Annotated in this window: 10 protein-coding genes; 4 read left to right on the forward strand and 6 right to left on the reverse strand. The window is 70.1% G+C overall.

The window, feature by feature from the left end:
• Nucleotides 1-2 precede the first annotated feature (2 nt).
• Together ACVTJA_RS31810 and ACVTJA_RS31815 are read right to left on the reverse strand one after the other, a co-directional pair.
• Entirely contained in the window at nt 3-3,764 is a 3,762-nt protein-coding gene (locus ACVTJA_RS31810; RefSeq protein ID WP_465825290.1) for a hypothetical protein, read from the reverse strand.
• Between the two features lie 104 nt (nt 3,765-3,868).
• The gene (locus ACVTJA_RS31815) at nt 3,869-4,291 is read right to left on the reverse strand and encodes a CBS domain-containing protein (RefSeq protein WP_465825291.1); all 423 of its coding nucleotides are present in this window, start codon (nt 4,289-4,291) and stop codon (nt 3,869-3,871) included.
• A 281-nt stretch (nt 4,292-4,572) separates the two neighbouring features.
• Between ACVTJA_RS31815 and ACVTJA_RS31820 the strand changes: the two genes are divergently transcribed.
• The 4 genes from ACVTJA_RS31820 (at nt 4,573) to ACVTJA_RS31835 (ending at nt 10,977) form a co-directional block, all read left to right on the forward strand.
• Nucleotides 4,573-5,415, forward strand: a complete 843-nt coding sequence (locus ACVTJA_RS31820; RefSeq protein WP_465825293.1) for an SRPBCC family protein — start codon at nt 4,573-4,575, stop codon at nt 5,413-5,415.
• Nucleotides 5,416-5,559: 144 nt separating this feature from the next.
• Nucleotides 5,560-6,900 (forward strand): cytochrome-c peroxidase, encoded by a 1,341-nt coding sequence (locus ACVTJA_RS31825; protein ID WP_465825294.1) that lies wholly within the window; start codon nt 5,560-5,562, stop codon nt 6,898-6,900.
• A gap of 105 nt (nt 6,901-7,005) precedes the next feature.
• Nucleotides 7,006-10,497 (forward strand): magnesium-translocating P-type ATPase, encoded by a 3,492-nt coding sequence (mgtA, locus tag ACVTJA_RS31830; protein ID WP_465825295.1) that lies wholly within the window; start codon nt 7,006-7,008, stop codon nt 10,495-10,497.
• Nucleotides 10,498-10,710: 213 nt separating this feature from the next.
• Entirely contained in the window at nt 10,711-10,977 is a 267-nt protein-coding gene (locus ACVTJA_RS31835; protein WP_465825296.1) for a phosphopantetheine-binding protein, read from the forward strand.
• A 9-nt stretch (nt 10,978-10,986) separates the two neighbouring features.
• Here the strand turns inward: ACVTJA_RS31835 and ACVTJA_RS31840 are convergent, their stop codons facing one another.
• From ACVTJA_RS31840 to ACVTJA_RS31855, 4 genes are all read right to left on the reverse strand, one after another.
• Nucleotides 10,987-11,457, reverse strand: coding sequence for an NUDIX hydrolase (locus tag ACVTJA_RS31840; RefSeq protein ID WP_465825297.1), 471 nt, complete (start codon nt 11,455-11,457; stop codon nt 10,987-10,989).
• Entirely contained in the window at nt 11,454-12,587 is a 1,134-nt protein-coding gene (locus ACVTJA_RS31845; protein WP_465825298.1) for a DUF2380 domain-containing protein, read from the reverse strand. Before ACVTJA_RS31845 ends, ACVTJA_RS31840 begins: the two co-directional genes overlap by 4 nt.
• Before the next feature lie 339 nt (nt 12,588-12,926).
• The gene (locus ACVTJA_RS31850) at nt 12,927-13,925 is read right to left on the reverse strand and encodes a fatty acid desaturase family protein (protein WP_465825299.1); all 999 of its coding nucleotides are present in this window, start codon (nt 13,923-13,925) and stop codon (nt 12,927-12,929) included.
• Between the two features lie 18 nt (nt 13,926-13,943).
• The gene (locus tag ACVTJA_RS31855) at nt 13,944-15,020 is read right to left on the reverse strand and encodes a hypothetical protein (RefSeq protein ID WP_465825300.1); all 1,077 of its coding nucleotides are present in this window, start codon (nt 15,018-15,020) and stop codon (nt 13,944-13,946) included.
• Nucleotides 15,021-15,067: the final 47 nt, after the last annotated feature.

Raw genomic sequence — 15,067 nt, forward strand, 5'->3', positions numbered from 1 at the left:
CGTCACGCGCTGACTTCCGGCCCTCCCCGCGGCTCGACACGGGACTGGAGGAGGCCCGCGTCCTCCGCGAGTGGAGCCGTGAGCGAGGACGCCTCCTCGGAGGCCTCGGGCCGGACCACGCTCCGCACCAACCACAGGCAGGGACACGGGCCCTGCTCGGGCCGGCACGTCCCTGCCGGGTCCCCTCTCATCCAGGACTCTCGCCACCTGGCGCAGAGGGCCTCGTGTTCGGCGTCGCCCGGCTCATTGAAGCCGTTGTTGCGGTAGAGCACGGCCTCATCCGCCTCCCGCTTCTTGTCGTCGAGGGAGGCGTTCCGGGCCCCGTGGACATGGACCGCCAGCCGCGCCACCTCTCCATCCGACGGAGCCGGCCACCCATCCCATCTGACGAGCGCGGCCAGGAAGGCGTCGCCGATGCCCGCGCCCCAGAAGCCGGATGGCACGTAGAAGTCATTCGAGTCCCAGGCCTCGAACCGGCTCCCCTCCCCCAACTCCTCCTTCCGCACGCGCACCAGGGCCAGTTGGATGTCGACGTCGCGGTCCCCATAACGGACCGCGTGGATGAAGGAGAGCAGCCGCGCGCCGTCGCTCACGGAGAGCTCACCCCGCTCCTTCAGCCAGCCGGACATCGCCAGTCCCCTGGCGTGCTCGCGAGTCACCTGCTCCACCCGGGCCGCGGTTCCGGCCCGCTCGAGGCCGAACCGCTGCTCGAGGAAGCGCGTGAAGCGCTTCGGGTACAGGGCCTTGAGGAGGGGCCACCACATCCGGAAGAGCGGCGCGTGCGTCCAGCGCGCGAAGTAGTTCATCAGCCCCAGGTAGGCGGGATGGTTGTACCGCTCGGCGAGGTCCTCGCTGAGGAACACCTCCTCCATGAAGAGGAGGGCCCGGCGGCTCGCCTGCAGGGACTCGGAGATGTCCGCGGCCTCGGGCCAGGCCGGAGTCTCGCGGGGCCTGCTCCCCCGTTGCCGTGACAGGCCTTCGAGGAACACCTCCTCCTCGAAGACCTCTCGCAGCAGCCGGTAGGCCCCCGCCTTGTGCAGCAGCGCGTCGATTTCCGCCGCTCGCGACGCGAAGCGCGCGAAGCGCTCCGAGTACCCGGCGGGCAGCGGGAGCCACTCCCGGCGGGCCTGGGCGAAGAGGACGGGGCCCAGCATGTCCGGGTCCTCCCGGGCGACCCGGTCCAACTGGCTCAGGACGGGCTGGAACGCGGACTCGGCCACGTGCTCGCCCAGCCTGCGGTACGACTCCCACTGGGCCTCGTCGTAGAACTGGTCCCCGGTCGACTCATGCGGGAAGGCGTCGTTACGCGCCTTGTACTGGGCGACGTCCGCCGGCTCGTTGCCCGTCAGCGTGGGCTTGATCATCAACAGCACCCCGGTGTCTCCCGTGGGGTAGTGGATGTCTCCGGCCACCATCCGTTGCCGGGCCCGTCCATGGTCGTCGGGGCGCAGTGGCGACAGGTCGATGTCGATGTCCACCCCGAAGTCCTCGCGGACGCGCCGCACGGCGTTGCCGAAGTCGTCGAAGGCGACATCCGGGTCCATGCCGCAGTCGGACACGAGGATGTAGCGGCAGTGCCGGCGGACCAGCTCGTAGAGCGCCAGGTTCTCGAAGTGCCCGCCGTCGGAGAGGTGGACGTCCCGGCCCTGCGCTCGCGACATGCCGAACATCTCCTTGTAGAAGGGCAGTCCGAGGGTCAGCGCGTCGAACCAGCGCGGCCCGCGGCCTCGCGTCGGGTGAGGCCACCACAGTCCCAGGCGCAGGTTGAAGGCGGTCATCAGGAACGTGACGGCCGGCCCGAGCCGCTTGGATTGCGCGCCCATGTTCGAGTTGAAGGCCGCGCCCGATGCCGTCATCGCCGACGCGAGCGAGGGAGCTCCGCCTTCGCGCCTTCCCGCGCCGTCGGAGCTCCAGCGCGCCCATTCGTGGGCCACGCTCATGCCCACCGGTGAGAGGACGGCGCTCTGCGCCCCGCGCTCCAGGTTGCGCAGCGGGTCCTTCGGCCGAAGGTCATTGGCCGCGCAGCAGATGAGGTGCAGGGGCCGCGCCCACGGGCCACCGGCGAGCTCGGTCAGCGGCAGGTCGTCCCCGCTGCACTCGCCCGACGGCTCCGTCTGGCTCCGCCCCGGGTTGGACGCGCCCAGGTAGGCGCACGCGAGCCGCGAGCGGTAGAAGGGGTGCAGCCCCACCCGCGTGGTCTCGAAGTAGAGCAGCGTCGCGACGGTGGCCGCGGCGGCCATCCCGAACAGCAGCGGCAGCCAGTGGTCCTGCCGCGCGTGGATGACCAGGGCCACCACCCCGATGAGGAGCAGCGCCACGATGAAGCACGCCAGGAGCCGGAGCGCGATTGGCTTCATGCGCTCGCGCCTGTCCGGCATGGCCGGCCGGCTCGGCTGGTGGCTCAGGAGCTTCTGCCCGCGGGCGAGCACCTTCATGAGGATGCCGACCACGGTCACCAGCCCGGCGATGGAAGGCGCCTCCAGCTTCTGGCTCAGCCACGCCCCCGCGAGCCAGCATCCCGCCATGCCCGTCCAGAGCGCGGCGAGCATGAGCAGCCGGCTGATGGCCCGCCCGAAGGCCGCCATCCAGGCGGGCTGCGCACCCCGGCCCCAGTTCGAGAAGAAGAAGCGGAGGAGCACGAGCGCGCCCGCCGCCGCGCCCCACACGGCGGCCGGATGGAAGAGGGACTGAAAGACATGCCGGTCCGGCATGGCCCAGGACTCGGAGTGCCACCGCAGCAGGTCGGCCATCGGCGTCATGTTCGCGCCCGCCGCGAAGCGCCACGCGAAGGCCACGGTGAGCACCACGCCGCACACGCCCGCGAGGAAGTACGCGCCGGGCCCCTCCAGCGTGAGGCGATCCTCGCCCAGCTCCCTCCTGCGCCACCACCACTCGCCCTGCACCAGCTCCACGGTGGTCACCAGGAAGAAGAACAGGAGGCCACCGCGCAGCCACACCGCGCCGAGCGCCAGCCCACACGCCATCAGCGAGATGAAGGGGCGCTTCAGGGGCCCTCTCGCCAACAGGGGCGGAATGAACAATGCGAGCCAGGATAGCGACCCTGGGAGGCTGCCCTGCCCACCGACGAGCGCCACCCGCCCGGGGACGAGGGCCGCGCGTGCGAGCCCCTCCCAGGCGAGGACCGCCAGCACCAGCAGCGCCAGTGTCGTCAGCAGCGAGGGGATGATGGCGCTCAGCACGGAGGAGACCATTCGCCCCGTGTCGGAGTTCAGCAGCCCCGGCCTCGGGCGCAGGAAGTTGCTGAACTCGCGCAGGTGGCGGATGGGCAGCGGCTCCATTCCGCCAGCCGCATCGGTTCCCAGTGGAAAGAGGCTCTTCTTCTTCCGCTCGGCTTCACGCTCCTGCCCGGCCCGCGGCTCCTGCTCGGCGCGCCCCGTGCGCGCGCGCCACGCCGTCCAGAACCCCCCGATGTACCCGCCGCCCGACACCGTCGCGAGATAGTGGAAGACTCCCAGCAGCTCCAGCTTCGCGAGTCCCTGCAGGAGCCCGAGGTTGAAGGTCGCGCTGCGGATGCCGCCTCCGGAGAGCGCGAGCCCGAAGAGGCTCTCCCGGGGATGCTCCACCCACGTCGTCGCCTTCCCCTTCGTCCGCTTCCGGGGCTCCGCAGGAGGCGCTCCCGCCGGGCGTGGGTGTTGTCCAGGGTGGATGGCCTCCAGCTCGGCCTCCACGAGCTCCTCGAAGTTCGAGCCGGACGCAACCTCCAGTCCCGCGTGCGTCTCCATGGCGCTGTCCCCCCAGGCCATGTGTCTGCCTCACACCCGCTCCGGCCAATGACCGGGTGGAGCAGGTCCCGTCCGCACGAGGGCCGGGAGGCGCGCGTGCCTGGCGGCGCCCCGCCTGTCGCGCCTCAGGGGCCCTGATTCTCGCGGACGGCGGCGGCCGTCTGGTCCAGCTCCGCGGACAGGAGCACCAGCACGTCATCGAGCGACACGAGCCCCGCTACGCGCCCCTGCCCGTCCACGATGGGCAGGCGGCGCACGCCGTGTTTCTTGAAGGCGAACAGCGTCTCGTCGAGCGAGGTGTCCACACGGACGATGACGGGCTCGGACGTCATCGCCGCCGCGACGGTGACGGTCGTCGCGTCCGCCCGCTCGGCCACCACCCGCGTGACGATGTCCCGGTCGGTCAACAGGCCCACCGGGCGCAGGTCGTCCTGCACGACGACGAGCGCGCCCACGTGCTGCTCGCGCATCCGCTCGGCGGCCTCGGCCACGCTCTGGGTGGGCTGGATGATGGCCACCGTCTTGCGACAGAACCTTGCGAGCGACATTGACACCTCCCCGGACGCTGCGGGCGTGCGCCCGTCCGTACGGCCCCGACAGGGGTCGTCCCCGCGCACGTCCTCCTCCCCGGGAAAGCAGCGCACCCCATCCGCTGGATGCAACCCACCGCGCGCCAGCGGCGCGGCGAGCGCCCGCCATCCCATCCGGAGGCTTCGACCGCGACGTCCTGTCCGTGTGGAGACGCGAGCGCCTTCGCGGGTGCTCATGTTTCCCCCGACATGCCTCCCGCAGTACGCGCAGCACGGCCGCGCCCACGAGGAGAGACGCCGTGGAGAAGACGACGCAACCCCAGACAACCGTGCGCGACGCGCACCGGACGCCGCGCCCACCCCACCCTCCCCTGGAGCAGCCCACGTCGCTGCTGGGGCCGGCCCTTGGCGTGGGCGTGACGATGGGACCCTCGCTGGTGCTCGACCTCCTGTGGGCCTCGGCGGTGACGGCGACGCTGCTCGGCGGCCGCCCGCGTGGCCGTGCGTTCCAGGCGGCCAGCCGGGTGGGAGCGCTCATGCCCTGGGGCTGGCTGCTCGCCCGCCCGTGGGTGCTGTTCTGGGGCGCGACGCCGGAGGAGGTCCGCCGCGCCCTGCCTGGAGACGCGCTCGTGCCCAATCCAGTGGGCGGGGGGACGCGCGCCATCACCATCGATGCGCCTCCCGAAGCGGTATGGCCGTGGCTGGTGCAAATCGGTTACGGACGCGCGGGCTGGTACAGCTACGACTGGCTGGAGCGGGCCGCGGGGGCCGCGCACTTCGTCGAGGGCCACTCCGCGGACCACGTGCTCCCGCGGCTCCAGGGGCTGAAGGTCGGCGACGTCATCCCCATGAGCCGCTGGACGGGGATGCAGGTGGTGGAGCTGGTGCCTTCGCGCGCGCTCGTGCTGCGCTCCGCGATTGATGAGGAGGCCCCTGCCTGGGGCCTGTCGAGCTGGGCCTTCGTGCTCGAGCCGCTGGAGGGAGGGAGGACGCGGCTGCTCGTGCGCGGGAGGAGCGGCATGGAGCCGCGACGGTGGATGCAGCGGGTGCTCGCGCAGCTCATCGAGCTTCCGCATTTCGTCATGGAGCGGAGGATGATGCTCGGCTTGAAGGCGCGGGCCGAGAGGAGGACTCCAGTCTGATGTCCTTCCGGCCCGAGAACGCTTGCGACGGCGCGTGAGCGCATCCGGGCGTCACCAGCGGACACAGTGCTCCGGCTCCGGAACCATGGCCGGGCCCGGAGGGGGACACCACCCTTGGCGCCCCCTTTCAGGCGAGGTGATGCGATGGCCCGGTCATGGTGGAGCGTGTGTGTCTTGCTGTTGCTGGGAGGCCCGCTGGCCTGCGAGGTCGCTCCGTCGTCTGAATCCCTCGTGCGCCCGGGGAGCCGGGACGCCGCGCCGTCCGAGCGCCCGGAGGACGTCCAGGCCTCTGCCATCTTCGAGGCCACGCTGGCGCAGGAGCGCTCGGCGGAGCGCGGCGCGCTGAAGCCCGTGGAGCGGCTCGGAAAGCTGCTCTTCTTCGACCGCCGGCTCTCCGAACCCATGGGCCAGGCCTGCGCCGTATGCCATGGCCCCGAGGTGGGCTGGACGGGCCCCGACATGTTCATCAACCTCACCGGCTCCGTATACGAGGGCGCCGTGCGGGGCCGCTTCGGCAACCGCAAGCCGCCCTCGTCCGCCTATGCCACGACTGCCCCCATCTTCCACCCGCGGACGCTCGGGCGCGCGGAGTTCGTGGGCGGCAACTTCTGGGACGGCCGCGCCACGGGAGAGGAATTGGGCAACCCCGCCGCGGACCAGGCGCAGGGCCCCTTCCTCAACCCCGTGGAGCAGAACAATCCCAGCGAGGCCGTCGTGGTGGGCAAGGTGTGTCAGGGCCCCTACGGCGACCTCTTCCGCGCCGTCTACGGCGCCAGCATCTGCGGCGACGTACCGCGCGCGTACGACTCCATCGCCCGGGCCATCGCCGCGTACGAGGGCTCGTCCGAGGTCAACGCCTTCTCCTCGAAGTACGACGCATGGCTCGCCGGCCGCGCCCGGCTCACCGCCCAGGAGGAGTGGGGCCTGCGGCTCTTCGAGGGCAGGGCCCGTTGCGACACCTGCCACCCGAGCCAGCGCGGGCCCCGCGGCGAGCCGCCGCTCTTCACCGACTACAGCTTCGAGAACCTGGGCGTGCCCCGCAACCTGTTCAATCCCTGGTACTGGCAGCTCCAGTTCAACCCGGAGGGGCCCTTCTACGTGGACCTGGGCCTGGGCGCCTTCCTGCAGACGCGCGCGGAGTGGGCGTCGCGGGCGCGCGCCAACCTGGGCCGGGTCAGGGTTCCCACCCTGCGCAACGTGGACAAGCGCCCCTTCCCCGGCTTCATCAAGGCCTATACCCACAACGGCTACTTCAAGAGCCTCGAGTCACTCGTCCACTTCTACAACACGCGGGACGTGCTGCCGGTGTGCCTCGTGGGGACACCGGACATCCCCGGCACGGACTGCTGGCCCATGCCGGAGGTGGGGTTGAACCTCAACACCCGCGACGTGGGCGACCTGAACCTGTCGCCCCAGGAGGAGCAGGCCATCGTCGCCTTCCTGCGGACGCTGTCGGACGGCTACTTCCGTCGCGCCGCGGAGTGAGCATTCGAGGGGACGGCCCCTCTCGTGACTCCAGGCCCCACCCTTGCGCCGGAGCGAAGCGCCCCCATCGTGACAGGGGCGCCTCCGTGAGGGCGGGAGGGGACGTTGCCTCAGGCAAGGGCCCGATGGAACTGGCGCAGGTGGGGCTTCGGGCTGGCCCTGCTGGCGGCGGTCATCCTGGTGGCGGCGCGCGCCTCGGACGAGCGCGAGTTCGCGCGCCTGCTGAGGGACTCGGCCCCGGCCTGGCTGCTCGTCGCCGCGCTGCTCCAGGCGGCGACCTACCTGTCCCAGTCCGCCGTGTGGCGCTCCGTGCTGCGGCGGGCGCGCTTCCGCGTGCCGCTGGGCGCCCTGTACTCGCTGAGCTTCGCGAAGCTGTTCATCGACCAGGCCGTGCCGTCCGCGGGCATCAGCGGCTCGGCGCTCATCGTCCATGGCCTCGAGCGGCGCGGCGTGGCGCGCGGGCCGGTGATGGCGTGCGTGGTGGTGGAGACGATGACCAACTACACCGCGCTCATCCTCGCGCTCCTCGTCGCCCTGGGGCTGGCGGACTGGCTCGGAGAGGCGCGCGCGCTGGTATGGGCGTCCACGGGCGTGCTCATCGCGCTCACCTGCGTGCTCATCGCCTTCCTCGTGCGCCTGTCCCGGAGCACGGACCTCGAGCGCCGCCCGCGCGGCGTCGCGCGGATTCCCGGCGCGAGGACGCTCCTCGCGGCGCTCTCCCAGGCCCCACCCTCGCTCGCGCACAGTCCGCGCGTGCTGACGGAGGCCACCGGCTACAACTTCGTCATCCACCTGCTCGACGCCGCGACGCTGTGGGCCCTGCTGCGCTCCATTGGCGTGGAGGCGTCACCCACCGGCGTCTTCGCCGCCTTCATGCTGTCCACGCTGGCGAGGACGCTGGGCGTCATCCCCGGAGGGCTCGGCACCTTCGAGGCGGCCTCCACCGGGACGCTGACGCTGATGGGCATTCCCCTGGCCGCGGCGCTGTCGGCGACGGTGCTGTTCCGGGGCTTCAGCTTCTACCTCCCGCTGGTTCCGGGCCTCCTCCTCTCCCGGGGCGAGCTGCGCGAGCAGCGTGAGGCGGGCCGCGCGCCGGCCGTCGAGCGCTACTGGGCCCTCCCGCCGCGAGCGCTGCTCGACGCCCTGCGCACGAGCCCGGACGGACTTCCGCCGGAGGAGGCCCTTCGCCGTCTGGAGCTGCACGGTGACAACGAGCTGGAGGAGTCCCGGCGCCTGTCGCGCCTCGGCGTCGTCTGGGGGCAGCTCAAGAGTCCCCTCGTGCTGCTGCTCGTCGTCGCCGCGGTCATCTCCGCCTTCACGGGTGACTGGACGGACGCGGTCATCGTGCTGGCCATCGTCCTCGGCAGCGTGGTGCTCGGGTACTCGCGCGAGTACAAGGCCCAGGCCGCCATTGCCCGGCTGCGGGAGCGCATCACCCTCTCGGTGAAGGTGCTGCGGGGAGGCCGGCCGGACACCGTGCCGCTGCCCTCCATCGTCCCGGGCGACGTGGTGTTGCTGTCCGCGGGGAGCATGGTGCCGGCCGACGCGCGGCTGCTCGAGGCGACGGACCTGTACGTCAGCCAGGCGGTGCTGACGGGCGAGAGCTTTCCCGTCCACAAGCGGCCCGGGCTCGCCGCGCCGGACGCCGCGCTGGCGGCCCGGGACAACTGCGTCTTCCGGGGCACCCACGTGCGCAGCGGCACCGGGGCGTGCGTCGTCGTCGCCACCGGGCGGGACACGGCCTTCGGAGGCATCGCCCGGCGCCTGGCCCTGCGCGCGCCGGAGACGGAGTTCGACCGGGGCATCCGCCAGTTCGGATACGTGCTGCTGGTGACGATGGTGTTGATGGTGCTGGTCGTCGTGGCGGCGAACGTCCTCCTCGCGCGGCCACCGGTGGAGACGCTGCTCTTCTCCCTGGCCCTCGCGGTGGGGCTCAGCCCCGAGCTGCTGCCCGCCATCCTCAGCGTGAATCTCGCCGCCAGCTCGCAGACGATGGCCGCGCGGGGCGTGCTCGTGCGCCGCCTCAGCGCGATTGAGAACCTCGGCAGCATGGACGTGCTGTGCACCGACAAGACGGGCACGCTGACGGAGGGCGTCGTCAGCCTGGACGGCGCCTTCGACACCTCGGGCCAGCGCTCGGACGACGTGCTCACGCTGGCGGCGCTCAACGCCGCGCTCCAGGCGGGCCTGTCGAATCCGCTCGACGAGGCCATCCTCCGCGCGCAAACGCCCGCGCCGGACTCGGCACAGAAGCTCGGCGAGATTCCCTACGACTTCGTGCGCAAGCGCCTGTCCGTCATCGTCCGGCGCGGGGACGACGTGCGCCTCGTCACCAAGGGCGCCTTCGCGCAGATGCTGGAGGTCTGCACGCACGTCGCCGGCGGTGAGGCCCTGGACGCGCGGCTGCGAGCAGGGCTCCAGCGTCGCCACGACGCCTGGAGCCAGCAGGGCATCCGCATCCTCGCCGTGGCCACCCGCCCGGTCGAGGCCCGTGCGCACTACACGCGGGAGGACGAGCGCGAGCTGACGCTGTGCGGGTTCCTCGCCTTCCTCGACCGGCCGAAGGAGGGCGCGCGCGAGGCCATCCTCGAGCTGTCCCGGATGCGGGTGGGCATCAAGGTCATCACCGGGGACAGCCGGCTGGTGGCGGAGCACGTGGCGCGTGAGGTGGGCCTGGGCACCACGCGGGTGCTCACGGGGGCGCAGCTCCATCAACTGAGCGACGAGGCGCTGTGGCACCGGGCCGAGCTGACGGAGCTGTTCGTCGAGGTGGACCCGACGCAGAAGGAGCGCATCATCCTCGCGCTGAAGAAGCAGGGCCACGTGGTGGGCTTCATGGGCGACGGGGTGAACGACGCTCCGGCCATGCACGCGGCGGACGCGAGCATCTCCGTGGACCAGGCCGCGGACGTGGCCCGCGAGGCCGCGGACTTCGTCCTCCTCCAGCGTCACCTGGACGTCGTGCGGCGCGGAATCGAAGAGGGGCGGAGGACCTTCGCCAACACGCTCAAGTACATCCTCACCACGACGAGCGCGAACCTGGGGAACATGGTCAGCATGGCGGTGGCGTCGCTGTTCCTGCCCTTCCTTCCGCTGCTGGCGGGACAGATTCTGCTCAACAACTTCCTGTCGGACATTCCCGCCGTGGGGCTGGCGGGCGACAGCGTGGACCCGGAGCTGATGGAGCGGCCGAGGCGCTGGAACATGCGTTTCATCGCGCGCTTCATGGTCGCCTTCGGGCTGTTGAGCGCCGTCTTCGACTTCCTGACCTTCGGTCTGCTCCTGCGCTTCTTCAAGGCCGGCCCCGAGCTGTTCCGCACGGGCTGGTTCATCGAGTCGCTGCTGACGGAGTTGGTGATTGCGCTGGTGGTGCGCACGCGGCGGCCCTTCTACCGGAGCCGTCCCGGCACGCTGCTGCTCGTCACCACGGTGGCCGTCGTGGTGCTCACGTACGTCCTGCCGTTCCTCCCGTTCGCGGGGATGCTCGGCTTCGTGCCGCCTCCGGGCTCGCTGCTGCTCGTCATCACCGTCATCACCGGCCTCTACGTCGCGGCGACGGAGCGGGCGAAGAAGGGCTTCTTCCGGAGCGAGGCGTGAGGCGCGCGTCGTACTCAGGGGCTCACCTGAAGGTGCCGCGCTGCGACATCGCGATGACGACGAGGGCCGGTCTGAACGTGTGCGTCATTCCGGTGTCATTCGCGACAACCTCCGAGCCAAATTGTGTAGCTCGGATGTAACCGGCCTCGCCTTGTTTTCACTCTATACGTGGCTTGATAGCCTTCATGCTCCGAAGCACCACAGGAGCACGCCGTGATTGCCACCTCGTCCCCGTCCAACGTCATCTCACTGGAGCAGCGGCTCGCCGGCTACTGGTGCGAGCTGCTGGGAGTCGACTCCGTCTCGCCGGGAGACAACTTCTACGAGATGGGCGGCAACTCGCTGCTGGCCACCAACCTGGCGAACCTCATCGAGGACGAGCTGGGCGTGCGGCCGGAGATGAGCGAGCTGGTCGGCACGCTCGCGGAATCCGTCACCGCCACGGAGGCACTGCTGAAGGCGCTGCACGCGTCGAACTGAACGCGTCCGTCACGCATGCTCGTCGGGGAGGAGCGTGCGGAGCAGCTCGTCCTCGGAATCGAGCGGGCGCCACCCTGGGGGAGGCGGCGCCGTGCGGAGTGCTGCTCTGGCCTGCTTCACGCGCTCTTTGTGGGTTTCCGGTGTGAATGCGGACCACGAGCCAAGAGCCATCGCGAGCTTGATGCGGTTGGGTTCGTCTCCCGCTTGCGGCCATCCTTCGGGAAGGCGCTCCCACAGCTCGCGTACGAACTGACCGCGTACCAGGCGAGTCACCTGATGACTTCGCTCTGCCTCCTCAACCAATCCGCTGAACACCTGCACGGCTGCGAGCTCGGCCGTGCCAAGCTCCTCGGCGAGCGCCACCAACGAGGCCGTGGGGCGCGCTTCGGCGAAGGCCGTGAGCGAGCTGTAGCCGCGCTCGCGAACCCGCTCGTACATGCGGGCGACCCAATTGCCGCGCCAGGAGTTTCCCTCGGTCATCGTGCTCGCCAGGGGACGAAGTTCATCGGGAGGTTATAGCGTCTCATCTGGAGCGCGACCTCTTCCAGAATCTCGCTTCGCGACAGCATCCGACCTGCTTCAGCCTCGGCTTCGCGAAGCACTTCCATGATCATCCGGTTCCACTCCTTGGGCCACGTGCGCCCCAATCGCCAGTCACCACCACCGTGAATCGCCTGATGGTGCGCGGCCTCCAGTTGGACACAGAACTGGTCGATGTCCATGTCGCCCTTGAAGCCGCGCTGAACGAACCACTCGCGTTGCTCCCGAGGCAGGGCGTGGTGCTTGGGCAACTCCGACATGCCCGCTCCTGCCCTGCCCGTCTCCCGCATGGCGCGCACCTCGGGTCCATCGCCGAGCGCCTCACGTATGCCCTTCGGCAGGTCCTCGTTGGACTGCGCCATCATCACCTGGCCTGCGTGGATACGGACGGCGGCGCTGATGGCTGGAACGGAGAGGACACCGGCCTGCACGAGGCGGCGAATCATCTCCACCCATTCCGCGGAGACGACAATCTGCGAGCCCATCATCACCCCACCCGAGCCCATCAGGAGGCCGACGCCGACAGTGGCGGGAGCGGCGGGAGGTAGTCGAGGCAGCGACATCTTCAGCGTCGAGACCAGGGTGAGCATCTCCACGAGCTGCGCCGCCGCGATGACCTTGCCGCTGCGGTCCATGGCCGTGCGCGCGCCGTCTCGGACGGTGCCGAACTCGCGTGTGAGCTGCCCCATCAGCTCGGGCATCGCCGTGGCCGCTGCCTCGACTTGCCCGGGGTCATCTGACGCAAGCGCCGCAAAGGTGGGCTGCATCCGCTGCTGCACCCGATTCAAGTCCATGAACAGCGTCTCGATACTGTAGGCGGGGCACTCCCGGAGCACGACGTCGGCCAGCTGAAGGAAGTCGAGCCATGCGGCGAGCAGCATGGCGCCGGACATCGCCGCCTGGAGCCGTGGCCCTCCCATCCGGAGGACGCCCAGCGACATGTCCGGGTCTTCGACTGCCGAGGCAACCTCCGTCAGCGCCGTAACGCGACCGAGGGTGCCTCGCAGCCAGGGCAGCTTGCTGGAGCCATGTTCCAGGTAACGGGAGAAGACTCCGTTGACTCCACTCAAGCCGCGATTCCCCAGTCCGGGTGGACGCGTCGCCAGCTTGGAGAGTGCACTGGCGACGCCATTCGTGGAACTCTTCACCGTGTCCACTGCATCGAGCACCGCTTGTCGGGCCAGCGCGACGTGTTTTCGGTCATCTCCCAAAGACGTCGTCTCACGTGGCCCGGTGCGACGGTAGAGCCGCTCCGAGCCTGGTGGTCCGCTCCGCGCGGTCACGGCACCGCGCCGCGGTGAATCGCTCCGGAGCCCACTCCTACCGGAAGCTGGCGGCAGCGACGCGCAGCCGGAGACGAATACGGCCACGCACAGCAACAGGGGCACGATGCGCACAGTCCACCTTCGCTATCCAGCGAGCAGGTTCCGCTCGGAGGGCTCCTCGGGAGGAGGTGGCGGTGCCTCGGCCGTGGCCTTCCGGTGCAGCAGGGGCCGGCTCCGGTACAGGAAGCCGACAATCGCCGGCACTGGCGACACGATGCGGTCCACCGAGCTCAGCGCGCCGGCGTGCTCGCGGCGCACCGCCGGCATGCGGCTCCAGTGTGTCTGCGGCCGCAGGTGGTGCTCCTGGTGGTAGCCGTCGTTGAACGCGAGCAGGTTGTACAGCCGCCCGTAGTGGCTCACCGAGTCCGTGTACCGGCTCTCCGGCGCCGCGCCGTAGTGCTCGTAGTAGTTCTGCACATTGACGAGCGCGAGCGCCAGGTAGAAGGCCGGCACGTAGCACACCAGCGTCCACCGCCAGGACAGCGCGAGGAACACGCCCAGCCCCACGACATGGGCCACGCGGTCCAGCCGCACCTGCCGCAACTCTCGCTCCCGGCGCACCGGGTCCTTCGTCGCCAGCTCTCGCAGCGCCGACTCGTGCGGCCCCACGCCCCACAGCCGCCACACCGCCACCCCGTTGCGCGCCGTGCTCAGCAACGAGTGCAGCGCTCCACCGAAGGCGTAGTGCCACACGCTGTCGTGCTCACTCCCCTGCCCGTCCTCGAACGTGGAGGACCTGTCCTTCGTGTGCCCGTCCGCGCCCTTCCGGTCGTTGTTGTACCGGTGGTGGTTGCGCACGTGCGTGAGCTGATACGCCTGCACCGACTGGCCGATGTTCAGCGAGTTGAGCATCGACACCAGCGCGTTGAGCCACCGCGACTCGAACCACGGCGTGTGCGTGAAGAGGTGGGAGATGACGATGATGTTGTACGTCATCATGAAGACCAGGAGCCCGAAGCCGCCCACCCGCTGAAGGGCGGAGGCCTGCTCCCAGCCGGCCGCGAGCCACACCATCACCACCGTCTGCATGACGCTCAGCCCGAGCATCACCGCGTCCAGCGGAGAGTTCTTCCAGACTTTCATCTCGGAAACCCGGCGGGCCTAGAAGTAGGACTGGAGCGCGCCGCGGCGGCGGACATCCAGCGTGGCGCAGTGGAACGAGCCGCCGAACGAGTTGAAGTTCCGGAAGTTGCAGAGGATGGGCTTGAAGCCCCACTTCTTGAACGAGGCAATCATCGGCTCGTCCGAGCGCTCCACCACCACGCGCTGCTCGTCGAGCATGATGACGTTCATGTTGATCCACTTGCTCGTCATGTAGAGCGTGTGCTCGGGCGGCATGATGGGCTTCGGCGCGCGGAACACGTCCCAGCCCTTGAACAGCTCCGGCACCTTCGTCACCCGCTCCGGGTTGATGAGCAGCTTCCCCGGCGCCAGCGGAACCAGCGTGGCGTCGATGTGCATGGGGTGTGGGTCATCGAACTCGAAGACGTGGATGCGGTACTCCGGGCCGATGTGCCGGCGCAGCCACTCGATTCCGAAGCTGTTCGTGACGTTGCTCCGCTGGGCGAAGATGTCCCGGCCGCAGCGGATGAAGTCCGCGGCGTCGAACGTGGGCTCGAACTCGCTGATGACGGAGCGGAACGGGCCGCCGTCGTGCGCCTCCGTCCAGTCGTAGTCGTACAGCTCGTCCTTGAGCTCCGGCTTGGGGCCCGCGCTCCAGCGCGCCCCGCCGCGGAAGTACTCCTTGAGCAGCGGCCGGTACGCGGACGTCTCGTAGTAACGCGAGCGCCACGCCATGGGACACTCGATGATGTCGTTGCCCACCACGAGCAGGAGGTCTCTCGGCATGGCCGCGTACAGGCCCGTGCTCGTCCAGCCCGGCGCGCCGAAGGACTTGAGCTGGTCCACCGGCTCCGGACGGCGGACCTTCACCCCTTCCGCCTCCAGGATGTGGACGAACTCCTCCAAGTCACGCTTCGCCGCCGCAATCTGCTCCGCCGGGAACGGCTTGCCCGCGTGCTTCCGGAAGAAGTCGTGCTGGTCCTCCGGCAGCGTCGCCTTCAGCGCGATGTGCGAGGGCGGGACGGTGGCGCCGTCCACGATGCCCACGATGACTTCCTCCAGGGGGTCCCACTCATTGAACGAGCTGACAGGGCACGCGGATTCGGTGGCGGACATGGCTGGCTTCCCCTTTTTCGCGCCGGAGCGCGAGCCGAGGCTCGAAC

It is taken from the genome of Pyxidicoccus sp. M6 (assembly GCF_055568925.1).